The organism is Actinomadura sp. NBRC 104412, from assembly GCF_030269515.1.
Lineage (GTDB): Bacteria > Actinomycetota > Actinomycetes > Streptosporangiales > Streptosporangiaceae > Spirillospora.
The window spans coordinates 147,415-170,380 of sequence record NZ_BSTM01000005.1; the positions used below are offsets into that span (position 1 = coordinate 147,415).

Annotated in this window: 19 protein-coding genes and 1 pseudogene; 9 read left to right on the top strand and 11 right to left on the bottom strand. The window is 70.3% G+C overall.

All coding sequences use genetic code 11. From position 1 onward, the window contains the following. Nucleotides 1-18: 18 nt before the first annotated feature. The 3 genes from QSK21_RS08705 to hrcA all read right to left on the bottom strand — a co-directional run bounded on the left by QSK21_RS08705 (nucleotide 19) and on the right by hrcA (nucleotide 3,026). The gene (locus tag QSK21_RS08705; protein ID WP_285694863.1) at nucleotides 19-762 is read right to left on the bottom strand and encodes a 16S rRNA (uracil(1498)-N(3))-methyltransferase; all 744 of its coding nucleotides are present in this window, start codon (nucleotides 760-762) and stop codon (nucleotides 19-21) included. A 110-nt stretch (nucleotides 763-872) separates the two neighbouring features. Further along, complete coding sequence (gene dnaJ, locus QSK21_RS08710; RefSeq protein WP_285694864.1) at nucleotides 873-2,012, bottom strand: molecular chaperone DnaJ; 1,140 nt, start codon at nucleotides 2,010-2,012, stop codon at nucleotides 873-875. Further along, complete coding sequence (gene hrcA / locus QSK21_RS08715) at nucleotides 2,013-3,026, bottom strand: heat-inducible transcriptional repressor HrcA (RefSeq protein WP_285694865.1); 1,014 nt, start codon at nucleotides 3,024-3,026, stop codon at nucleotides 2,013-2,015. A gap of 227 nt (nucleotides 3,027-3,253) precedes the next feature. Here hrcA and QSK21_RS08720 point away from each other — a divergent pair, with 227 nt between their 5' ends. Together QSK21_RS08720 and QSK21_RS08725 are read left to right on the top strand one after the other, a co-directional pair. Beyond that, nucleotides 3,254-4,099, top strand: a complete 846-nt coding sequence (locus tag QSK21_RS08720; RefSeq protein ID WP_285694866.1) for a DUF3097 domain-containing protein — start codon at nucleotides 3,254-3,256, stop codon at nucleotides 4,097-4,099. Between the two features lie 97 nt (nucleotides 4,100-4,196). Continuing rightward, nucleotides 4,197-4,739, top strand: a complete 543-nt coding sequence (locus tag QSK21_RS08725; RefSeq protein ID WP_285694867.1) for a DUF4870 domain-containing protein — start codon at nucleotides 4,197-4,199, stop codon at nucleotides 4,737-4,739. Between the two features lie 24 nt (nucleotides 4,740-4,763). On the opposite strand, the gene hemW is transcribed toward QSK21_RS08725, so the two are convergent. Then, a complete protein-coding gene (gene hemW, locus QSK21_RS08730; RefSeq protein ID WP_285694868.1) occupies nucleotides 4,764-5,975 on the bottom strand; it encodes a radical SAM family heme chaperone HemW in 1,212 nt (403 codons plus the stop codon). 96 nt (nucleotides 5,976-6,071) lie between these two features. On the opposite strand from hemW, the gene QSK21_RS08735 reads away from it, so the two are divergent. Both QSK21_RS08735 and QSK21_RS08740 read left to right on the top strand, forming a co-directional pair. Further along, entirely contained in the window at nucleotides 6,072-6,890 is an 819-nt protein-coding gene (locus QSK21_RS08735; RefSeq protein WP_285694869.1) for a hypothetical protein, read from the top strand. 277 nt (nucleotides 6,891-7,167) lie between these two features. Further along, the gene (locus QSK21_RS08740) at nucleotides 7,168-7,590 is read left to right on the top strand and encodes a DUF4870 domain-containing protein (RefSeq protein ID WP_285694870.1); all 423 of its coding nucleotides are present in this window, start codon (nucleotides 7,168-7,170) and stop codon (nucleotides 7,588-7,590) included. Nucleotides 7,591-7,676: 86 nt separating this feature from the next. Here the strand turns inward: QSK21_RS08740 and QSK21_RS08745 are convergent, their stop codons facing one another. Next, nucleotides 7,677-8,588 carry a Uma2 family endonuclease gene (locus QSK21_RS08745; protein ID WP_285694871.1) on the bottom strand — a complete coding sequence of 304 codons (912 nt, stop codon included), beginning with the start codon at nucleotides 8,586-8,588 and terminating at the stop codon, nucleotides 7,677-7,679. Nucleotides 8,589-8,698: 110 nt separating this feature from the next. Continuing rightward, nucleotides 8,699-10,543, bottom strand: a complete 1,845-nt coding sequence (lepA, locus tag QSK21_RS08750) for a translation elongation factor 4 (protein ID WP_285694872.1) — start codon at nucleotides 10,541-10,543, stop codon at nucleotides 8,699-8,701. A gap of 314 nt (nucleotides 10,544-10,857) precedes the next feature. Here lepA and rpsT point away from each other — a divergent pair, with 314 nt between their 5' ends. From rpsT to QSK21_RS08765, 3 genes are all read left to right on the top strand, one after another. Next, a complete protein-coding gene (gene rpsT / locus QSK21_RS08755; protein ID WP_285694874.1) occupies nucleotides 10,858-11,130 on the top strand; it encodes a 30S ribosomal protein S20 in 273 nt (90 codons plus the stop codon). 149 nt (nucleotides 11,131-11,279) lie between these two features. Then, the gene (locus tag QSK21_RS08760; protein ID WP_285694875.1) at nucleotides 11,280-11,825 is read left to right on the top strand and encodes an RNA 2'-phosphotransferase; all 546 of its coding nucleotides are present in this window, start codon (nucleotides 11,280-11,282) and stop codon (nucleotides 11,823-11,825) included. A gap of 20 nt (nucleotides 11,826-11,845) precedes the next feature. After that, nucleotides 11,846-12,259: an SRPBCC family protein gene (locus tag QSK21_RS08765; RefSeq protein ID WP_285694877.1), complete on the top strand. Its 414-nt coding sequence runs from the start codon at nucleotides 11,846-11,848 to the stop codon at nucleotides 12,257-12,259. A gap of 6 nt (nucleotides 12,260-12,265) precedes the next feature. Here QSK21_RS08765 and holA read toward each other — a convergent pair whose 3' ends face one another. Beyond that, on the bottom strand, nucleotides 12,266-13,225 hold the full coding sequence (gene holA, locus QSK21_RS08770) for a DNA polymerase III subunit delta (RefSeq protein WP_285694879.1): 960 nt from the start codon (nucleotides 13,223-13,225) through the stop codon (nucleotides 12,266-12,268). A 133-nt stretch (nucleotides 13,226-13,358) separates the two neighbouring features. On the opposite strand from holA, the gene QSK21_RS08775 reads away from it, so the two are divergent. Both QSK21_RS08775 and QSK21_RS08780 read left to right on the top strand, forming a co-directional pair. Further along, the gene (locus tag QSK21_RS08775) at nucleotides 13,359-14,087 is read left to right on the top strand and encodes a hypothetical protein (RefSeq protein ID WP_285694880.1); all 729 of its coding nucleotides are present in this window, start codon (nucleotides 13,359-13,361) and stop codon (nucleotides 14,085-14,087) included. Between the two features lie 148 nt (nucleotides 14,088-14,235). Beyond that, nucleotides 14,236-14,461 (top strand): annotated as a pseudogene (locus QSK21_RS08780) (transposase family protein); the annotation flags it as partial. Nucleotides 14,462-14,552: 91 nt separating this feature from the next. Here the strand turns inward: QSK21_RS08780 and drmC (QSK21_RS08785) are convergent. The 4 genes from drmC (QSK21_RS08785) to drmA all read right to left on the bottom strand — a co-directional run bounded on the left by drmC (QSK21_RS08785) (nucleotide 14,553) and on the right by drmA (nucleotide 22,938). Further along, nucleotides 14,553-15,305, bottom strand: a complete 753-nt coding sequence (drmC, locus tag QSK21_RS08785) for a DISARM system phospholipase D-like protein DrmC (RefSeq protein WP_285694881.1) — start codon at nucleotides 15,303-15,305, stop codon at nucleotides 14,553-14,555. A gap of 1,109 nt (nucleotides 15,306-16,414) precedes the next feature. Beyond that, entirely contained in the window at nucleotides 16,415-17,170 is a 756-nt protein-coding gene (drmC, locus tag QSK21_RS08790; protein WP_285694883.1) for a DISARM system phospholipase D-like protein DrmC, read from the bottom strand. Continuing rightward, entirely contained in the window at nucleotides 17,167-19,068 is a 1,902-nt protein-coding gene (gene drmB, locus QSK21_RS08795) for an MrfA Zn-binding domain-containing protein (RefSeq protein ID WP_285694884.1), read from the bottom strand. The genes drmC (QSK21_RS08790) and drmB overlap by 4 nt, the downstream gene beginning before the upstream one ends. A gap of 3 nt (nucleotides 19,069-19,071) precedes the next feature. After that, on the bottom strand, nucleotides 19,072-22,938 hold the full coding sequence (gene drmA / locus QSK21_RS08800; RefSeq protein WP_285694886.1) for a DISARM system helicase DrmA: 3,867 nt from the start codon (nucleotides 22,936-22,938) through the stop codon (nucleotides 19,072-19,074). Nucleotides 22,939-22,966: the final 28 nt, after the last annotated feature.

Sequence of the window (22,966 nt, forward strand, 5' to 3'; positions counted from 1 at the left end):
GCCCATGGCGGGGGGCGCTTACCAGCGGCCCGTGGCGGCCTGGAGGACGGAGAGGGCGGCCACGCCCGCCGTCGAGGTGCGCAGGACGGTCGGTCCCAGCCGGACGGCGCTCGCTCCCGCGGCGGTCAGGGCGGCCAGTTCGTCGTCGGTGATGCCGCCCTCGGGCCCGATCACCACGCAGATCTCCCCTGTGGAGGGCGGCGCGACGGCGCTCAGCGGGTCCTTCGCCCCCTCGTGCAGGACCAGACCGGCGCCCCCCGCCGCGACGGCCGCCGCGACCCGCCGTACGACCTCGGGGGTGGACGCCAGGCCGGGCACCTCGGGGAGCCGGCTCCGGCGGGCCTGCTTGGCGGCCTCGCGGGCGGCGCCGCGCCAGCGTCCCAGCGCCTTGTCGCGGCGTTCCGGACGCCACTGGGTGACGCAGCGCGCGGCGGCCCACGGCACGATCTCGTCCACCCCGGCCTCGGTCATGGTCTCCACGGCCAGCTCGCCGCGGTCGCCCTTGGGCAGTGCCTGGACGGCGACCAGCCTGGGCTCGGGCACCGGATCCGTGCGCCGGACGATCACCTCCACGGTGAGCGCGGCACGGTCGGCCGCGACGACGACGCACTCGGCCACCAGCCCGGCCCCGTCGGTGAGGTCGACGCGCTCACCGGGACGCAGCCGCTTCACCGTCGCCGCATGACGCCCCTCGGGGCCGTCCAGAACGACCCGGTCGCGTCCCAGGTCGGCCTCCCCGGCGAGGAACACCGGCGGGCTCATCCCACTCCCCCCGTCCGCGGGACCGGGCCGCTTGCAGGGCGCGGTCCTCCGGGCGCCGTCGTTCAGGCGCCGCCGTCCCGGCCCTCGCGGTAGGCGGCCCTGACATCCCTTCAGTGCTGGTTGAACACGTCCCTCAGGCGGGAGAAGACGTTGCGCTGGCCGGGCGCGAACTTGCCGGGCGGGCGTTCCTCGCCGCGCAGCTTGGCCAGGCGGCGCAGCAGCTCCTCCTGCTCGTCGTCGAGCCTGGACGGGGTCTCGACGTTCACATGGATCAGCAGGTCGCCGCGGCCGCTCTCGTTCAGGTGCCGGACGCCGCGGCCGTACAGGGTGATCACCTGGCCGGACTGGGTGCCGGGCTTGATGTCGACCTCCTCGGCGCCGTCCAGCGTCTCGATGGTCACGTTGGTGCCCAGCGCGGCGGCCGTCATCGGGATCTCCACCGTGCAGTGCAGGTCGTCGCCCTCCCGCTCGAAGATCGGGTGCGGCCGTTCCACGATCTCCAGGAACAGGTCGCCGGGCGGGCCGCCGCCGGGGCCGACCTCGCCCTCGCCCGCGAGCTGGATGTGGATGCCGTTCTCCACCCCCGCCGGGATCTTGACCTTGACGGTACGGCGGGTACGGACCCGGCCGTCGCCCGAGCACTCCTGGCACGGGGTGCGGATCACGCTGCCGAAGCCGCCGCACTGCGGGCACGGCCGGGCCGTCATGACCTGGCCGAGGAAGGAGCGCTGCACCTGCTGCACCTCGCCGCGGCCGTGGCAGGTGTCGCAGGTCTCCGGGTGGGTGCCGGGCGCACAGCCCGAACCGCCGCAGGTGGCGCAGATCACCGCGGTGTCGATGGACAGCTCGCGGGTCGTGCCGAACGCGGTCTCGCCGAGGTCGAGCTCGACCCGCAGCGTGGCGTTGCGGCCGCGGCGGGCGCGGCTGCGCGGGCCGCGCGAGGCGGTGGTACCGAAGAACGCGTCCATGATGTCGCTGAACGGGAAGCCCGCGGCGCCGAAGCCGCCGCCGGGGCCGCCGCCGGCGCCGCCCGACGCGAACGGGTCGGCGCCCAGGTCGTACATCTCGCGCTTCTTCGGGTCGGAGAGCACCTCGTAAGCCTGGGTGATCTCCTTGAACCGCTCCTGGGTCTCCGGGTCCGGGTTCACGTCCGGATGGAGCTCCCTGGCCAGCCGCCGATAGGCCTTCTTGACCTCGTCGGGGCTGGCGTCGCGGCGGACGCCCAGGGTCGCGTAGTAGTCGTTGGCCACTTACGACCCCGCCAGGATCTGTCCGACGTAGCGTGCCACTGCCCGTACCGCTCCCATCGTGCCGGGGTAGTCCATCCGTGTCGGCCCGAGCACTCCCAGCCGGGCCAGGGTCTTGTCGCCGACCCCGTAATCGGCGACGACCACCGAGGTCGAGCGAAGCCCCTCGTCGGGGTTCTCGGTGCCGATCCGCACCGTCACTGTAGAGGAGTCACCGGCCTCGCCCAGCAGCCTCATCAGCACCACCTGCTCCTCCAGCGCCTCCAGCACCTCCCGCAGGCTCTGTGAGAAGTCCACCGCGGCCAGGTTGGCGGCGCCGGCGAAGACGATCTTCTCATCGTTCTTCTCCACCAGGGTCTCCAGCAACACCGACAGCACCGCGGCCATGATCGGCCGGTCCTCCGGCTGCACCCGGTCCGGCAGGTCGGCGACGGCGGCGGGAACCTCCCCGAGCCCGCATCCGTCGAGGCACGTATTGAGCAACGCGCGAAGGTGGGCGATCGATTCCTCGGAGAGCTGGGCCGGGGTTTCGATCACCCGCTGCTCCACCCGCCCGGTGTTGGTGATCAGAACGAGCAGCAGCCGGTGCGCGGCGACCGGGACCAGTTCCACGTGCCGCACCGACGAGCGGGTGAGCGACGGGTACTGCACCACCGCCACCTGCCTGGTGAGCTGGGCGAGCAGCCGTACCGTCCGACTCACCACGTCGTCGAGGTCGTAGGCGCCGCTGAGGAACGTCTCGATCGCGCGGCGCTCCGCGCTCGACAGCGGCTTGATCGTCGACAGCCGGTCGACGAAGAGCCGGTACCCCTTGTCGGTGGGGACGCGGCCCGCGCTGGTATGCGGCTGGTGGATGTACCCCTGCTCCTCCAGGACGGCCATGTCGTTGCGGATGGTCGCCGGGGACACCCCGAGATTGTGCCGGTCGGCCAGGGCCTTGGAGCCGACCGGCTCGTTGGTGGAGACGTAGTCCTCGACAATGGCGCGGAGGACGGCGAGCTTCCTGTCGTCGAGCACTTGGCGGTCACCCCCCTGCCCCATTCCCGAGCCGTTCACGACTCGCTGGCACTCCGTTCTTCCGAGTGCCAAGTGTACGGCCCGCAGAGCCGTAATCGGAGTCCTCCCTGGGCGTCTTCCCCGCGGGGGTTCATGGAACCACGGAGCGGCCATTCACGGACACGGAGAGGCACCCGCCGGCGGAACCGCGGAGGGGGTGCCCGGCCCGCCCAGTAGAGTGCCGGACCGTGCGCAGCAAGGATTACGGCGACGACGTCCTGGCGGGGGACTGGAGGCGCCCCCGTAAGGGGACGATCCCCGAGATCGCCGCCGAGAACGGGCTCGTGGCGGAGGACCCGGACAGCGGCTTCTGCGGTGCGGTGGTCGGCTGTGACAAGTCCGGCGTGACCCTGGAAGACCGCTTCGGCAAGCGGCGGGTGTTCCCGCTGGCCAAGGCCGGGTTCCTGATCGACGGCAGGCCCGTGACGCTCGTCCGCCCGTCCGGTGGCGCCCCTGGCGGCGGCGCGTCCGGGCAGGGGGTGCGCCGGTCCGCCTCCGGGTCCATCGCGGTGCCGGGCCTGCGCGCACGGGTGGCCAAGAAGAGCCGCATCTACGTGGAGGGCGTCCACGACGCGGAGCTGGTCGAGAAGATCTGGGGCCATGACCTGCGCGTGGAGGGCGTCGTCGTGGAGTATCTGGAGGGCGTCGACGACCTTCCCGCCATCGTGGAAGGGTTCGGCCCTGGACCGGGACGTCGTCTAGGGGTGCTCGTCGACCATCTGGTGGAGGGCTCCAAGGAGAGCCGGATCGCCGCCCAGGTGTCCTCGCCTCACGTGCTCGTCACCGGCCATCCCTTCATCGACATCTGGGAGGCCGTCAAGCCTTCGGCGCTCGGAATCGCCGCCTGGCCGAGCGTCCCGCGCGGCGTACCGTGGAAGGAAGGGGTGCTCGCCGCATTGGGTTGGGGGGACGATGTGCGGGCCGGCTGGAAACGGATCCTCGGAGCCGTCTCGTCCTATACCGATCTGGAGCCCGCCCTTCTGGGCAGGGTCGAGGAACTTATCGATTTCGTCACCGTTCCGGAACAACTTTAGGTACCCGCTGCTGCGTCTAACCCTTGGCACGCTTAACCACGAAGCCATTGTCAGCTCCCCACGAACCGCCGTCGCCGCCAGCGAACAGGAGCACGCGATGTCGTACGGGCCCCCGGAGCAGCCTGGATATGGAGAGCCCCAGCCGGGCTACGGACAGCAGCAACCACCCCCGGGATACGGGCAGGACCCGTACGGCCAGGGCTACGGCCAGGCGCCCGGTTATGGGCAGGCCCCTGGGTACGGGCAGCCGGGCTATGGCCCCGCCTACGGCGGCCAGATGCAGCCTTACGGCCAGCCCGGGTACGGGACGACCTCGGACGAGCGCACCTGGGCACTGCTGGGGCACCTGGGGCAGTTCCTGATCGGGATCTTCGCCCCGCTGATCGTCTACCTGGTCAAGAAGGACGAGTCGGCGTTCCTACGCCATCACGGGGCGCAGGGCCTCAACCTGGGCATCACCCAGCTGATCTACCTCGTGATCAACCTGGTGCTGAGCGTGGTCACCTTCGGCCTCTGGCTGATCCCGACCTTCGTGGTGGGCATCATGCAGCTGGTGTTCCTGATCATGGCCGCGGTCGCCGGGAACCGGGGGGAGTGGTACCGCTTCCCGACCTTCATGGCCTGGCCCATGATCAAGTAGCCGCCGGGGCGCGGGTACGGGCGCTCAGGTGAGGTCGCGGACGACGGCGTCGGCGAGCAGGCGACCGCGCAGGGTCAGCACGGCGCGGCCCTTCGTCTCGAAGGGCCCGGGGTCGATGAGCCCGTCGCCGATCGCCCGCCGCACCGCCGCCTCGTCCAGCAGGTCGGCGGGGCAGCCGTCCGCCAGCCGCAACTCCAGCATGATGCGCTCGATGCGCCGGTCCTGGTCGTCCAGGACCTCGCGTGCGTGCGCGGGGGTGACCTTCTCGGCGAGGCGGGACGCGTAGGCGGCGGGATGCTTGACGTTCCACCAGCGCGTGCCCCCCACGTGGCTGTGGGCGCCGGGGCCGACGCCCCACCAGTCGGCGCCCGTCCAGTACAGGAGGTTGTGCCGGCATGAGGCTCCGGGGGACGAGGCCCAGTTGGATATCTCGTACCAGTGCAGGCCGTGGGCGCTGAGCAGTTCGTCGGCCATGAGGTAGCGGTCGGCCATCGCGTCGTCGTCGGGCGGGGTCAGTTCCCCTCTGCGTACCCGCGCGGCCAGGCGGGTGCCCTCTTCGACGATGAGCGCGTAGGCCGACACGTGATCGGGATTGGCCGCCAGAGCCGCCTCCAGGGACGCCCTCCAGTCGTCATCGCTCTCCCCTGGCGTGCCGTAGATCAGGTCCAGGTTGATGTGGTCGAAGCCCGCAGCGCGCGTCCACTCCACGACCTGGGGAACGCGGCCGGGGGTGTGGGTGCGGTCCAAGACGGCCAGGACGTGCTCGCGTGCGCTCTGCATCCCGTACGAGACCCGTGTGAACCCGCGCTCCCGCAGGCGGGCCAGGTACGGCTCGTCCACCGACTCGGGATTGGCCTCAGTGGTGATCTCCGCACTGGGCGCCAGCCCGAATTCGGCGTCGATGGCGTCCAGAATGCGCCCGAGGTCGTCCGGAGGCAGCAGCGTGGGGGTGCCCCCGCCCACGAAGACCGTCTCCACAGGGAGGTCCGTCGCGCCGAGGACACGCCTGGCCAGCCGCACTTCCTCTATGGCGGTGTCGGCGTACGAGTCGCGACTCGCGCCAGGCCCCAGCTCCGTGGCGGTGTAGGTGTTGAAGTCGCAGTAGCCACACCGCGTCACGCAGAACGGGACGTGCACGTAGAACGCGAACGGCCGCTCCCCCAAGCCCTCCAAAGCGCTCCGGGGCAGCGCACCATCAGCGGGTACGGGGTCGCCGTCGGGCAGTGTGGCGGGCATCCTCCAAGTCTGCCGCGCCCTTCCCCATGGTCGCGCCGAGCCGGTCCCACCCGTGCGGGGCCCGGTTCCGCCGCGTGTGTGGATAGGGTCGTCCGAATGGCTCATCACGAGACGCCGCCCGCGTACGGGAGGGTGCCCACGCGAGTCCTGCTGTGCGGCGACGCGAACGGCTGGCACTACACCGTTATGGACCAGCACGGGACCGTCATGGACGAGCACGGGCACGGACAGCGCGTCCCCTTGCGGGCATCGGGCGTCCTGTGGGAGAGCCCAAGCCGGCACGACCGCGATCCTGAGCCCCCGTGGTGGCGCCGGCACCTGGACGAGACGGCGCAGGCACTCCGCGACCACGTCGGGCAGGCGGTCACCGACCGGACCTTCGCCGACCTCGGAGCGGAAGCCGAGATCGCGTGGTTCGCCGTCGAGGAGCCGACCTCGTGGGAGGGGCTCATCACCCTCGTCGAACCCGACCCCGCCCGTTTCCCCGGTCGTGTGCCGCCGTTCGTCGTGACCCTGCAACCGGGACGCGGGGCTCTGCTGCCCGACGCGCATCTGCTGTTCTCCACCCTCGCCACGGATGCCTGGACGGTGCTCGCCGCCGTGTCCGAACGCTGCCGCACGCCGCCTCCACGGGCGTCCTTCCTGTGCGGCTGGGAGGACCACCGCAGCGTGCGCATCGGGCGGGGCGGCCTCGGGGTCTCCACCATGCGCGCGGACGACGGCACCGAGCGGATCGGGGAGATCCACGTGTTCCGCGGCACGGGCTGGGGCGGCAACCCCGGGCTGAGGCTGCGGCTGGACGGGATCGATCTGCTGGACGAGCCCGCCCGGGACGTCGCCGAGCTTCTGCGCGGCCTCGGCCACGAGGTCGTCCCGTACGGCAGGAACGGCATCAAGATCACCGAGCTGGGGTGATCCTGCACGCCCCCGGCCCGGGTTTCGTCACGCAGACGGCCGAGACGGCCCCTGAGACAAGCGGAGAGCGCTTCACAGACGCCACCCTGGCCCTTCCCCCCACCCTCGGCCCCTGGCGCCGCCACGGCTGATCTGCGGCCCAGCGGGCCGTCCCGGGACCGCGCCACAAACCGGCCGGAACCAGCGAACTCCATCGGCGTCCAAGTAGTCGTAAACTGCGCCGCAAGCGATGCGCTTGAGGCGAACCCCACAAGCGGACTCCGAGAGGAAACGCACCATGGCCTACGGGCCTCCCCCGTCGCCAGGTCACGGCCCAGGCTGGCAGCAGCCCGCCTGGCAGCAGCCCGCGCCGAGCCACTACGGGCCCACAAGCGGCGAAGACACCACCTGGGCGCTGATGGCGTACATCGGCCAGTTCTTGGTGGGCGCCATCGCACCGGTGGTCGTGTTCTTCGGGAAGGGCCGCTCGCCCTTCGTCCGCCGCCACGCCGCCCAGGGCCTCAACATGGGCGTGGCCGCCATCGCGGTCTGGCTGGTGGGCGGCCTGCTCTCCCTGGTCGTCCCCGAGCTCATCTGGGTGCCCCTGGGCTTCACCGCCGCCGTCATGTTCTACCTGGTCTACGCGGGCCGGGCGGCCAACCGCGGCGAGTTCAGAAGGGTGCCCAAGTTCGTGGCCTGGCCCCTCCTCAAAGCCCGCTGAGCCTCAAAGCCCGCTGAGCCTCAAGGCCCGCTGAGCCTCAAGGCCCGCTGAACCGGGCCGAGGGCCGGCTCACTTCGACGTGGGACTCAGCTCACTTTGACGTGGGACTTCGAGGCTCGCGCGTCATGACCGGTCGCCGCCTCCGCGTCCTGCCCGGCATCCCGCTCGGCGCGTTCCGCGGTGTCCGCGGGGCGGGTGGCGCGGAGGGCGCGGCGCGCCGGGTCCGGTCCGGGCAGGACGGTCATGGTGCCCGGCTCCCCCGGCTCCTGGTCGAGGCGGACGACGCGTCCCGGGTACGCGCGGGAGGCGATCTCGATGTCGCGTTCGTCCCAGGCGCCGTAGAAGACCGGGCAGCCGTCCCAGAGCTCGACCTTCTCCGCGCCGGTCGGCCAGCGCCGGCCGAAGGCGTCGATCAGGATCGGCTCCTCGCTGTGCGGAAGGTCCGGCCCCAGCTCCTGGACGCGGGACGGGTCGGATGCGTGGTCGGGCACGGAGATCGTCCTCCTGGGCGCGGGTAGGGGCCGCCTGGGCAGCCGGGCGAAGACCTGGTCGGCCTCGAGCTCGATCGGGAACGGGCGGGCCAGCGTGGCCGTCCGGCCCCGCGGCAGCCGCGCGCGCTCGGTGTAGCGGCCGGCGTCGCCGAGCTCGTACACCCTGATCTCCGACAGGTCGCCCCGGCTGTCCACCACCCAGTACGCGGGGACGCCGTACCGCTCGTACAGGGCCTTCTTGGCGCCGAGGTCGGCGGCGCGGGAGACCGCGGAGGTCACCTCCACGACCAGCAGCGGCGGCCCGTCCACCGAGGCGCGCGGATCGCCGGGGCGGCCCGGGTGGCGCCTCGTGTCGCGGTGGCACACCACGAGGTCGCAGCGGAGCCAGGTGTCATCGCCGAGCCGGACCCCGGTGGAGGTCGCCGACCACTGCTCCGCGGTCTCGGCCAGCCCGACCGGCACCACCAGCCCGGAGACCAGAACCTGATGCAGCAACGAATGACTCACGACGCCCAGTGTCCTCCCGCGGACGCTGCGTCACCGTGACTTTACCGATTCGAGAACAACGCCCGCGAGGCGGCCCGTTCCCGCTGAGGTGCGGGGACTTGGGACGGCTGTTACCGCTTGCCCTTGTCGGCGGAGGATTCGCCGGTCGACAGGGCCGCGACGAACGCCTCCTGCGGCACGTCCACCCGCCCGATCGTCTTCATCCGCTTCTTGCCTTCCTTTTGCCTCTCCAGCAGTTTGCGCTTGCGGGAGATGTCGCCGCCGTAGCACTTGGCCAGGACGTCCTTGCGGATGGCGCGGATGTTCTCGCGGGCGATGATGCGCGCGCCGATCGCGGCCTGGATCGGCACCTCGAACTGCTGCCGCGGGATGAGCTCCTTGAGCTTGGCCGTCATCATCAGCCCGTACTCGCGCGACTTGTCGCGGTGCACGATCTGGCTGAACGCGTCCACCGACTCGCCCTGCAGCAGGATGTCCACCTTGACCAGGTCGGACTCCTGCTCGCCGCTCGGCTCGTAGTCGAGCGAGGCATAGCCGCGGGTCCGCGACTTCAGCTGGTCGAAGAAATCGAAGATGATCTCCGCCAGCGGCAGCGTGTAGCGGATCTCCACCCGGTCGGCCGACAGGTAGTCCATGCCGAGCAGCACCCCGCGCCGCCCCTGGCACAGCTCCATGATCGCGCCGATGTGCTCGCTCGGGGACAGCAGCGTGGCCTTCACCACCGGCTCGAACACCGCCGCGATCTTGCCCTCAGGAAACTCGCTGGGGTTGGTGACGGTGTGCTCGGTGCCGTCCTCCATCACCACCCGGTAGATCACGTTCGGCGCGGTGGAGATCAGCGACAGGTTCGACTCGCGCTCCAGCCGTTCCCGGACGATCTCCATGTGCAGCAGCCCGAGGAAGCCGCAGCGGAACCCGAAGCCCAGCGCCGCCGAGGTCTCCGGCTCGTAGACGAGCGCGGCGTCGTTGAGCCGCAGCTTGTCCAGGGCGTCCCGCAGCTCGGGGTACTGGTCGCCGTCCACCGGATACAGCCCCGAGTACACCATCGGCTTGGGGTCCTGGTAGCCGCCCAGCGGCTCCTGCGCGGGCCTGGACGCGCTGGTCACGGTGTCGCCGACGCGCGCCTGCCGCACGTCCTTCACGCCCGTGATCAGGTACCCGACCTCGCCGACGCCCAGCCCGTCCACCGGCTTGGGCTCAGGCGAGATCACGCCGACCTCCAGCGTGTCGTGCGCGGTGCCGGTCGACATCATCAGGCTCTTCTCGCGCCGGGACAGGTGCCCGTCCACGATCCGGACGTAGGTCACCACGCCTCGGTAGGTGTCGTACACCGAGTCGAAGATCAGCGCCCGTGCCGGGCCCGAGGGGTCGCCGACCGGGGCCGGCACCGTCTCGACGATCCGGTTGAGCAGCTCCGGCACGCCCTCGCCGGTCTTGCCCGACACCCGCAGCACGTCGGACGGCTCACAGCCGATGACCCCGGCGAGCTCCTCGGCGTACCGGTCCGGCTGCGCGGCGGGCAGGTCGATCTTGTTGAGCACGGGGATCAGGTGCAGGTCCGCCTCGATCGCCAGGTAGAGGTTGGCCAGCGTCTGCGCCTCGATGCCCTGCGCCGCGTCCACCAGCAGCACCGCGCCCTCGCACGCCGCCAGCGACCGGGACACCTCGTAGGAGAAGTCCACGTGCCCCGGGGTGTCGATCAGGTTGAGGACGTGGTCGGTGCCGTCCGGGCCCGTCCAGGGCAGCCGCACGGCCTGGCTCTTGATCGTGATGCCGCGCTCGCGCTCGATGTCCATCCGGTCGAGGTACTGCGCGCGCATCTGGCGTTCCTCGACCACCCCGGTCAGCTGCAGCATCCGGTCGGCGAGCGTCGACTTGCCATGGTCGATGTGCGCGATGATGCAGAAGTTCCTGATGATCGCGGGATCGGTCGTGTTCGGCTCAGTCGGAGGCACCGGGGTCCGTTCGCAAACTCGCTGGTGGGCAGTTGTCTACTGGCATGGACTGCCGTCTCCATGGTCCCATGCCCGGCCGGATGCTCTGTACTTGGCGGTTCTGTCCTCCGTCGTCGAGTGCAAGTCGGGTGCAGCCGAGTGCGCCCGTGCGACCGGGTTTGGGGCCGGGGCCGGTGATTGGTAGGCTGTGCGACTGCGTGTGGCGTACCGTCGTGCCTCGGGGCACCGTCGCCCCGTCTACCACCGAACGTTATGGGCCTGCCGCCCGCTGCGCGGCAGGCGAGGATCGCGAACCAAGGCTGAGGCACTACGACGTGGCTAACATCAAGTCCCAGATCAAGCGCAACAAGCAGAACGAGAAGGCCCGGCTGCGCAACAAGGCCGTCAAGTCCGAGCTGAAGACGGCGATCCGCAAGTTCCGCGAGGCCGCCGAGGCCGGCGAGGTCGACAAGGCGATCGAGCTGCAGCGCGCCGCGGCCCGCAAGCTGGACAAGGCCGCCAGCAAGGGCGTCATCCACAAGAACCAGGCCGCCAACCGCAAGTCGGCCATCGCCAAGCGCGCGGCCGCTCTGCAGAGCACCAAGTAAGCCCGCGCTCAGGTAAACGCGACCGAAGACAACGGCCGGGCCTCCTTCGTCACGGCCCGGCCGTTTCCCGTTGCCCGGAACCCGCCACGGCGTGCATCGCGGGCACATCAGTACTCTCCCCGGCGACCGCCCCGGTACCGTGACTTTTCATGAACGAGCGCCGCATGGTGAAGGTCTCCAAGTACCTCGCCAGGCATCTGCGGCACCAGCCCGAGCGGATCGGCCTGACCCTCGACCCGGCCGGCTGGGTCGAGGTCGATGAACTACTGAAGGCGGCCGCGGCGCACGGCTTCCCCATCACCCGCGACGAGCTCGACCAGGTCGTGGCGGCCAACGACAAGAAGCGCTACGCGTACGACGAATCGGGCAAGCGGATCCGCGCCAGCCAGGGCCACTCCATCCCGGTCGACCTCGGCCTGCCGGTGACTCCTTCGCCCGAGGTCCTCTACCACGGCACCGTCGGCCGCTTTCTGCCCATGATCTGGCGGGAGGGCCTGAAGCCGATGACCCGGCACGCCGTCCACCTGTCCCCCGACCGCGAGACCGCCACCAGGGTCGGGACGCGCCGCGGCAAGCCGGTCATCCTCGCCGTCGACGCGGCGGGCATGGCCGCCGCCGGCCACGAGTTCCGCGTCAGCGCCAACGGGGTCTGGCTCGTGGACGCGGTCCCCCCAAGCTTCCTCACCATCACGTGATCTTCGAGGGACGAACCGGTATGCGCTTCGTGACCACCATCGACATCGACGCCGCCGCCGACAAGGTCTGGTCCGTCCTCGTCGACGTCGGGCGCTGGCCGGAGATGACGCCGTCCGTCACCCGTGTCGAACGGCTGGACGACGACTTCGGCGACGGCTCCCGGACCCGTCTCCACCAGCCCAGGCTCCGCCCCGCCATCTGGACGGTCACCGAGTTCGACCCGGGACGCTCCTTCGTCTGGGAGTCACGCGCACCCGGTGTGGTGACGACGGCCGGTCACCACCTGACCCCCGGCGACGGCAAGGTCACCGTCCGCCTCACCCTCGACCAGCGGGGCCCGGCCGCTCCGCTGATCGGCCTCCTGTACGGCCGCCTGACCCGCCGCTACATGACCCAGGAGGCGGAGGGCCTGAAACGCCTCTCCGAGTCCTGACCCCGCTCAGCGCACCTGACGGGCCGCCACGACCTCCGCGACCGCCTTCTCCAAGGCGTAGGCGGCATCGGCCGCGCCGCCCTTGACCTGCTCGTCCGCCTCCGCCACAGCGGTCAGGGCCCGCGCCACGCCCTCCCCGGACCAGCCCCGAAGCTGCCGTTGCACACGGTCGATCTTCCAGGACGGCATACCGAGCTCCTTGGCCAGGGCCGCGCCCCTCGCCCCGCGCGGGGCCGCCCCCACCTTCGCCAGGCTCCGCACGCCCTGCGCCAGCGCGCTCACGATGAGCACGGGCGCGACCCCCGTGGCGAGGGCCCACCGCAACTGCTCCAGCGCGTCCGCGAGCTGCCCTTCGATCGCCTTGTCGGCCACGGTGAAGCCGCTCACCTCCGCGCGTCCCCGGTAGTACCGGGCGACCGCCGCGTCGTCGATCCGGCCTCCCGTGTCTGCCACGAGCTGGCTGCACGCACCGGCCAGTTCGCGCAGGTCGTTGCCCACCGCGTCGAGCAGCACGCGCGCGCCGTCCGGCGAGATCCTGCCGCCCGCCCGCCGGACCTCGTTCCGGACGAAGTCGATCCGCTCCCCCACCTTCGTGACCTTGGGGCAGGCCACCTTCCGCGCCCCGGCCTTGGCCAGCCCGTCCACGAGCGCCTTCCCCTTGGCACCGCCGTGGTGGACGGCTACCAGCGCCACGTCATCGGCCGGGTCCTTCGCGTACGCCAGCACCTCGGCCGTCAGGTCCTTCCCGAGATCCTGAACCGACCGCAGCACCAGCACCTTCCCACCGCCGAACAGCGAGGGCGAGGTCAGCTCCGCCAGCCTCCCCGGCTCCAGTCCCCCCGGAACCAGATCGATCACCTCGGTCTCCGGGTCGTCCGCCCGCGCCGAGGCCACCACCTCCCCGATGGCCCGCTCCACGAGCAGCTCTTCGTCCCCCACGATCAGCGTGATCCCGTCCCCAGCCACCCCAGCAGCATGCCACGCCCGCACCCCCCATGCCGCACCGCCCTCTCACCGAGCGCATCCGCCATCCAGAGATGCCCGACAGGACTGTGTCCGGCGACATCGTCATTGGCGGAAGATATGCGATCATCAGCGCATGTACCGCCGCAGGCTGACCTTCCGCATCGGGTTCCTCCGCTTTATGGGACCTCTGGTCGCTCTGGGAATCGGTGCCGCGCTGGTCATCGTCTGGGCCTATGTCATCGCCTACGACATAGGCCACGGATTGAACTGGGTTCTCTTCCTGGTGCTGTTCTTTCCGGTCGCCGGGCTGTGCGGGCTTTTGTTCTTCTGGTCGAGCTGGCCTTGGGCCGGAATGGTGGCGGCGGCGCTGCTCTTCCTGAGCGTGTGGCCCGCGCAGTCCGCCATCCAGAACGCGGCTCTCGACCTGCACGGGCAGTCCGGAGTCTGCCAGGTACTGGACGTCTTCAAGCGCACCTACCAGGAATACGTGAGCGACGGCGACAGTGGTGGCCACTGGGAAACCCGCACCGTGTACCGGCATTCCCTGCGCTGCCCCGAAGGAGGGCCGAGCCAGCTGTCCCGGGGACGCGCTCTCGCGTACAAAGGCGAGACACTCGAGGTGGTGTGGGATCGCAAGGGCCGAGTCGCCCCCCTCGCCACCTCGGAACGGCGCACCGCGTGGTCGGCATGGAAACTCTTCCTCGCCATGCAGGCCATCGCCCTCCTCGCCCTGTGGGTCGAGGCATGCGTCGATCTGTTCCGCTATCCCCGGCGCTCCTCATGGGACATGGGAACGAACTTCATGGGACTAGCCGAAGCCCCGATCCCCCTACTCCGCAACCGAAAAAGCTTATGGAGGTGATAGCCGAATCTCTCCTGCCGCAGAGGCCACATCCGGCCCTCGACACCGGTTCTTAACGATCAGGCGCGTTTCACCGTTCATGTGCGATCGCTGAGGGCGCCCGATACCCCGCGGAACTGCTCGAGCGGCGTGTGCGCGTGGTGGCCGCGCGGGGGGCAAGAACCACCACTACTGGGCGAATGTCCAGATCGCCATCGACGCCGACACCCGCCTGGTGGCCGCGACCGGCGATCCACCGCCGGGTAACCGCAGCGACTGCCAGGCCCACCGGACTCGGGCATCGACCAGGCCCTGGCCGGAGGGCACGTCATGGCCGATGGCGCCTACCAGGGCAACCCCGGCGTGATCACCCGTACCGCAGGCCCCGCGGCGGCGAGTGCCTGTGGCGCCCCAGACCTCGCCCATCCCGCCTTCGCCGAGTGAAAGGCGCCCAGTTCGTCATGGCCCGCGATGGTGGTCACCGGCTCACATCCGTTCGAGGGTCCCGTTCGCGCACAGTGCGTCGAAATGCTCTGCGGCTCGTTCGGGTGCGGGACCACCGCGCACCAGCAGCCCTGCCTCGATGTTGTTCTCCACGCCCGGCTGAGTGAGGTCGGCGCTGGACACCAGCAGTTCCCGGCGGTCCGCCACCACGATCCTGGCGTGCATCACCCCCCGCCGGTCGGGACGCCGCGTCATCGGCCAATGCCACAGCTCGAAGCCCAGTTCGCGAAAGGCGGCGGGTTCCTCACCGGAAGGCACGCTCCCCGCTCCCTGGTACGTCTCGACGGCGATGTGGACACGTACCCCGCGTTCGACGGCCGCGACAAGCGCCGCCCGCAACGGCGGGTACAGCCCTGCCGAGTACGTCATCAGGAGCAGTTCACGACCTGCCCGCTCGACGACACCGGTGAGCGCCTGAGCGGTCGAGCGCACGGGCACCGCTTGGCTGGTGGGCCCGCTCCACACCGACTCGACGTGGACCGTGGACCCCTGCTGTTCGAGCGCCGTCGCGGCGCCGTTCAGGTACGCGGCCACGGCGACCAACGGAAGGTCGTCCTCGTGGAACGCGGCATCGCGGATGGCGTCGACTTCGGCGCGGAAGTCCTGCTCGAGATCCCCGTAGCTGACGTAAGCCCCGCCCTCGAAGCGTTGGGCGAGCCTCCGCAGCCGCGCCGGTCCCAGTACTGCGGAGGGCGCGGCGGCGGCCCGCTCGAACCGCTCAAGTGGGGTGCTCACGGCACCTCCGGGCACAGCGCCGGGTCCGCGTCGCCGATGGGGACGACGAACCGCCGGTCGGGAACTTGTCGCCTCGCTCGCACGTGGTCTCCTCTTTTCTCGTGGACGACTACAGGTGGAAGATAAACCGAATCTACGACTCTTCTCACGAGTATCCAAAAACTGCGAAGAGTCGCGAATTTAATCTTCCATGTCGACCCCACTAGGGGCCGTCGACATGGGCCGAGACATCACATCCGCGCCTCACATTTCCGAAATGTTCAAACCGTTCTCCCATTCTGGACGATTCACCGCTGATCGCCGCAGAGCTCCTGTCGAACGCCACCACAGCGACGCCTGACCAGGGGATCATTTTCTAGCTTGTCGGGACGTCTACGGATTCGTGATCGCCATCTGGGATTTCAGCCCTTGTATGCCTGAAACCTGTCAGCCGTCGAAATCACCCTCGAAGACCTCGACCTCTCCGAGGAGAACTTCGACGACTACGGCGACCGGGGTCCCGACCTCATCCGCTACCCCAGACGCTCATCCTGGGACATGGGAACAAACTTCATGGAAGTAGCCGAAGCTCCGATCCCCCTACTCCACAACCAAAAAGGCTTATGGAGGTGATAGCCGAAATCTCTCCTACCGCTGGCCACATCCGGCCCTCGACACCGGCTCTTAACGATCAGGCGCGTTTCACCGTTCATGTGCGAGCGCTGAAAACGCCCAACACCCCGCGGCACTGCTCGAGCGCCTTGAACGCCAGCGTGTCTGAAGGCTGTCCCGTAACACCGACCGTGGTGGCCGCGCGGGAGGCAAGAACCACCACACTGGGCAAATGTGGAGATCGCCATCGACGCCGGTACCCGCATGGTGGCCGCGACCGGCGATCCACCGCCGGGTAACGCAGCGACCGCCCGGCCCACAGGGATTCGGGCATCAACCAGGCCCCGGCCGGAGGGCACGTCATGGCCGATGGCGCCTACGGGGGCGACCCCGGCGTGATCACCCCGTACCGCAAGCCCCGCGGCGGCGAGTGCCGGTGGCGCCCAGACCTCGCCCATCCCGTCTTTGCCGAGTGAAAGGCGTTCAGTGCCCAACGGCCCGCGATGGGGGTCACCGGCTCACATCCGTTCGAGGGTCCCGTCCGCGCACAGCGCATCGAAATGCTCGGCGGCCCGTTCGGGTGCGGAGCCACCGCGCACCAGCAGGCCTGCCTCGATGTTGTTCTCCACGCCTGACTGCGTCAGGTTGGCGCTGGACACCAGCAGCTCCCGGCGGTCCGCCACCGCGATCTTGGCATGCATCCGGCCCTGCTGGTCGGGACGCCGCGTCACCGGCCAGTGCCACAGCTCCACGCGCAACCCGCGGAAGGCGGCGGCGGGCTCCTCACCGGAGATCGCGCTTCCCGCTCCCTGAAGGGTTTCGACGACGACGCGGACGCGTACCCCGCGTTCGACGGCCGCGCCGAGCGCCGCCCGCAACGGCGGGTAGGGCCTGGCCGAGTACGTCATCAGCAGCAGTTCACGACCGGCACGCTCGACGACACCGGTGAGCACCTGGGCGGTCGAGCGCACGGGCACCGCGTGGCTGGTGGGCCCGCTCCAGACGGACTCGACGTGCACCGCGGACTCCTGGTGCGCGAGCGCCGCCGCCGCGCCGCGCAGGTATGCGGCCACGGCCACCCCTGGAAGGTCGTCCTCGGCGAACGCGGCCTCGCGGATGGCCTCGACTTCGGCAGGGAACTCTTGCTCGAGATCCCCGTAACTGACGTAGACCCCGCGTGCGAATCGATCGGCGAGCGTCCGCAATCGTGCCGGTCCCAGCCGGGCGGCGTGCGCGGCGGCGGCGGTCTCGAACCGCTCCAGCGGGGTGGTCACGGCACCTCCGGGTAGAGCGCCAGGTCCGGGTCGCCGATGGGGACGACGAACCGCCGGTCGAGGAACTTGTTGCCGCGTTCGCAGGTGGTCTCCGAGACGAACAGGCAGATGTGGCAGGCCGCGCCGTGCAGGAAGTCGGCGGGCGCCTGCGGGAGCCGGTCCGCGCACAACGGGTCGGACGAGCAGTGCCGGGCGTCGGCCAGCGCCCGCCGGGTGAGCCGGACGAGTTGGTCCGGTTCGGCCAGCGAGACCAGCCCGCCGAGAGTGCCCTCGGCGTCGGGGACGGCCGTGTAAATCAGGATCCCGCCGCGGTGCGGATCGTCATCGGTGGAGGAGTAGATCCGTTCGGACAGGCTGGCCGAGCTGTAGCCGCATTCCAGTGAGATCGTGCGGATCAGCAGGTGGGACAGGGTGTGGAGGGCGATGAAGCGGGCCCCCGGCCAGTGCGCCATGGGGTCGAAGTCCGACATCGTGGCGATGCGGTCGGAGTAGCGGTTCTTCCGGTGACGCGCGTACGCCTCCTGATGCAGCCGTAGCGCCTCCGAATCGGCAACCCTTTTCTCCCAGGCGATCAGCAGGTCCTCGGGCGGCCGCAGGAAGATCCCTTCTCCGCGTACCTCGCTGGCCGGCACCCAGGTCGGCCGGTCGCGGGCGAGCTGGACGATGCGGACCAGCTCGGGGTCCTCGGGGTCGGGGGCGTCCAGCCGGGTGAAGCCGATCAGCGCACGTACCTCGCGCAGCCGCTCCGCCTGCACCACGTCGCCGTAGATTCCGGTGAGGGGTTCGGGCACGCCATCGATGTCGCGCCGGAGGGCGAAATCCAGGTCGGGGTCGGGTAGCCGCTGGGCGGAGAACACTTCCCACTCGGGGGTGCGCAGGTCGATGTGCCCGCTCGGCCGTTCGCCGCCGCCCGCTCCGGCCAGCTTGTCCTTGCGCCGTTCGACCGCCTCGGCGATCTCCTCGTCGCTCCACTGGTCGAGCTCCCGGAAGGCGGGCGCGTTCTCGCGTGCCCACGGATACATCGCCGGCGGGAGCGACTCGATGATCCCCCAGTGCTGCTCGATCTTGGCGTCCAGGGCGCTGGCCCCGGACCGCGGGACGGCCAGCGCCGAGAGCGTCTTGGCGAACCACTGATTCGACGCGCCGACCACCAGCAGTTTCGGCGCTCTGTCGCAGCCCTGCGGGTCGAAGACGGCCAGATGCGGGTGGCGTCCGCGACAGCGCGGCAGGTTCTCCTCGCCGCGCCTGCCCTGCGCCTGGCGGATGTTGCGGTGCTCACCGCAATTGACGCACTTGATGTTGACGTTGGCGCCGAGGTTGCCGCCGTGGTCCTCCATGCGCAGCCGAGGGTGGGTCGCCTTCGTACAGGCCTCACCGCGGTGCACGAAGTGGCTGTAGGGGAACTCGTCAAGGTGCCCGTTCGTGCAGGTCAGGACGAAGCGCGCGGCCACCGCCAGCGGCTTGTTGCGCTTGCACCTGTCGTGGAAGAACCGGGCCTCGTGCGGCTTGCGGGGCTTGGAGTTCTCGAACTTGAAGATCCCCGAGTCGAGCGCGCCCAGCTCGTTGCAGGCCGTGCAGCGGAACCAGCTCGGGAACGGCACGACGGGCACGCCGACCCTGGACGCCGGGCCGGTGGCGTCCTGGTCGAGCCCCTCCATCCATGGAGCGGGCATGAGCTTCTGCACGCTCTTGCCCACGCTGCGCTGGACCTCCTCCAGCAGGCGCGGCTCGGCGATCGGCATGGCGTCGGGCAGGCCCCGGTGGCTCCAGTCGTCCAGCCCCTTGATCAGGACCGAGAAGTTGGGCAGGTCGACCAGCGCCGCCACGCCGCTGGTGAACATCAGGTGGCTGGGCCGGACGCTGCCGACGCGGCGGCGGAAGGGTGCGGTCTCGGCCATGGGTCAGGCTCCCTTCGCCTCGGTCGTGCCGTCGTTCCCGGCTTCGTTCGTATCGTCGAAGGCGGACTGGCCGAGCTCGTCGCCCGCCGGTTCCTCCTCCTCCGGGTCGGCGGGCGGGCCGAACGACCACTCCGGCTCGTGATGCGGCGGGGCGAAGATCTGGTCCCCGCCCGGGAACAGCAGGTTGATCTCGTTCTCGGTCTCCCGCATGGACATCCCGGTGGTCATGGTCTCCCACCGGCCGTCCCCGGCATGCTTGAGCAGCCCGACGACCCGCTGCCGGTTCCAGGTGCCGTCCTCGTAACCAAGCCGGGCGGTGCCCGCGGACCTGCGCTCCTGCCACTTGTCCAGGACGACCTTGAGCCGTTCCTCCAGATAGCTGCGGCCGCGCTCGTGGGCGACGGCCTCGGCCCGCGCCAGCATCCGCTCGGTGATCTTCTGGACGTGGGCGCCGCCCAGGTCGACGGTGTAGGCGTCCGGATTGCGCGAGTACTCCTCCTCGGCGTGCCGGACGGCGGCGACCAGCGTGCCCGCCGTGCCCCGGTCCAGCGACCTGCGGGTGAACGGGGTGACCGACAGCGCCTCGACCTGCCGGTAGAAGGTGGCGTGGTAGTGCTCGAAGTCCTCGTAGTGGGCGAGGTCGCGTGGCCGGGACCAGTTGTAGAGGGTCACGACCAGGCCCGGCCGTCCGGCGTCACGACCGACACGAGAGGACGCCTGAATGTACTCGGCGGTGTTCTTCGGCTGGCCCACCACCATCATCAGCCCGAACCGGGGCACGTCCACACCGACCTGGAGCATCGAGGTCGCCAGCACCGCGTCCACGGGCTGTAGCCCGGCACGCGCCCGGTCGCTGAACCGCTGCGCGATCGGATGCGCGGGGACGACCTTGTCGCCGGACCTGGCCTTCCTGCGTTCCTTGATGAACCTGGCCATCTCCGCCGGTGCGTCGTAGCGCCGCCGGGAGGTGTCCAGCTCGGGGTCGAAGCCGTGGTCCAGCCGTTTCAGCACATCGCTGATGTCACCGGAGGAGATCCTGGACGTCAGCTCCTGGATGACGAGCATGCCGCTGCGGGTGACGATCCGGTCGGACATGCCGCGTGCCCTGCCGTGCCTGCGGACACGGGTCGTGACGTCGTCGTCGAGATAGCGGCGCATCCCCGCGAGCTCACGGGTGGCGTTGAAGTAGCCGACCAGCGTCATGTACGGATCGGCGGCCTCCCCATAGGAGTCGAAGAGGGTCTGCCCGGCCAGCAGCAGGATCTCGGCCACCCGTATCTCCGCTGACTTGATCCGCACACCGTGCGCGCAGACGCCCAGGTAGCGACGACCCGGAGTGGCCGGGGTGACCGGCTCCTGCCGGGAGAAGAACGTGTCGGCGACATCGGTGACCTGCGGCGGGAACACCGCGAGCCCGCGGCCGAAGACGCCGAGGACCTGCTGGCGGGCCCGCTTGGTGGTGGCGGTGGACGCGACGATCTTCGGGCCGGTGAGCCCGTCCCGGTACGGCCAGGTGGACAGCTCTTCGACGGCCGTCTCGAACAGGCCCACCGTGGTGCCCAGCGCGCCGGAGATGAGGTGCAGCTCGTCCTGGATGATCAGGTCCGGGGGGCGCAGCCGGACGACGGGATACGCCGTCACCGCCGGAAGCACGCCCTTCTTGTTGTGGCGGGTCGCGCACCCGGTCCGCTCGTCCAGGTCGTCGTGGCGGAAGCCGTGCCGGTCGCAACGGCTGCGGGCGCGGCCGAACAGGATGCCCGCGTACCCCTTCCAGGGGAGCTGGGCCAGCTTGTCGACGGTGGCGATGACCAGGCTGGGCGCGTACCTGTAGATCTCCTCGTCCACGGTGAGGATGGGCAGGCCCTCGTTCCGGGCGACCCGCCGGGAGAAGCGGCAGGCGTCCTGGCCCTCGCCGCGCGGGCAGTAGAGCAGGATGCGGCGCCGGTCCTCGTCGATGTGCAGGTCGAATTCGGCGCGCAACGGCTCCCCGCACCAGGGGCAGGCCAGGGTCTGCAGGACGTTGGCCCGGTCGCCGCGGCCGGCGTCGTGCGCCTCGATGACCTGGTTCTTGGCTTCCGTGAACCAGTTGGGCGACACCTTCGCGCCCACCCACAGGCCGATCCGGAACGGCTCGTCCCCCCAAAGGTCGGGGTCGTCCTGACGCAGTACCTCGGCCGCGCAGACGAGCGCGGCGGCGCGCTGGAACTGCTGGGCGGTGAGCAGCCGCAGCGTGTACCGCATGAGCACGGCCACACCCGCGAGTCCGTCCCGTGCGTTCTCTCCCGTTCCGAGGGTGCCCTGCAACCGGCGGATCGCGAACGTGTACGCGGTCAGGCCCAGGTACGCCTCGGTCTTGCCTCCTCCGGTCGGGAAAAACAACAGGTCGACGAGCGCGGTGTGGTCGGCGGCGCGCTCGGGGTGGCCCGGGTCGGTGAGGGACGGCATGTTCAGCAGGACGAACGCGAGCTGGAACGGCCGCCAGCTCGCGGCCGCCGCTCCCCTGGCGTCCACCTGCGCCATGGCCTCCTCGTAACTTTTGCCGTCCTGTCGAAGCGGCGCGAGCGCGGTACGGCGGCGTTGCAGGGCCATCGCCTCGTTGGTGAAGTGGAACGCCTTCAACGCGTCCGCGTGGAAGGGAGCAGACGGGTCGGTGAGCAGCCTGACCCCGGCGGCGATGCGCTCGGCCGCCCGCCTCGCCTCGCGGACGGCTTTGGACGCGACCGGCTGGAGCGGCCCCGGCAAGGAAGGGATCTCCGCCTCTCGCTCGGCCAGCCAGGCGCGGTAGCCATCGACGAGCGGTTGCAACCCTTCCTTGAGGCGTTCAGGGGAGGCGGCGGCAAGGACGTCCATCGAAAGCTCGACGTGTTCCAACGGCGTGCCCGGCCCGGTCGGGGCGACGGTGGCCGGGACGTTGTGGATGGGAAGCCATGTGGTGGTGAGCCGGTGCGCGACCCGCTCCCCGTCCGCGACGTCGGCGTGCACGGCCACGTTCCGGCCCGCGGCGTAACGGCGCTCGTTGCGGTAGAGCAGCCGAAGATGCAGTTCCTCCTCGTCGTCGCCGACGGCGGCCAGATCGTCGACGGGGTCGTCCACCGGCAGGAACACCGCTTTCGCCCCGTCGAGCGCCGTCACGACCAGCTCCGGCTGGAACAGCCAGGCGGTGTCCTTGCTGCTCACCGGTTCCTGCTGCTGATTGACCAGCGCGACCTCCACGACGCGCCGCCCGGACCGCGTCCGGACGTTCACCGCGAGCAGGACACCGGGCGCGTCCACGGGCTCCCCCGTCAACGGGAGCCTGTACGACCCCTCGGCGTCCAGCCGCACCTCGACGTCCTTGCTGATCGGCTCGCGTTTCCAGACCCGCACTTTCCTGCCGGTCTCGGTTTCCTCCTCGTGCTGCCTGTACTGGCCCCAGGACACGCGCACCGACACGGCGTCCACATGCTCGGGTACGCAGAAGGACAGCCCCATAGAGGACGCCCACATCCGTCCCAGCGCCTGCGGGCTCATGACATCCGGCAGCTCCGCCTCGGAGGCGTCCCCGCCGACGCCGCTCTCGGTGTCGGGCACCTCCCCCGCCGCCTGGATCACCGACTCCGGATCGTGCTTGGGCCCGAGCATGCCGACGAGGTACCGCTCGCGAGGCCCCATCGCCTTCGGCGCGAAAACCTCCTCGGGCCCGTCCCAGGGGCCGAGCAGGTCGCGCCGGATGAACTCCTCCAGCTCCTCACGCACCTGGAAGGACGTCGCAGCGGCGAACGTCTGCGGCACATCCAGCGGCGCCGGCCGGGGTACGGAGTTCGCCGTCACGCCCAAAGCAAGCTGCTCGCCATCAAGATCCGGGAACAGCCCATCGGCACTCTCGGACACAGGTGCGCCTCCCCGTACGTCATGTTGG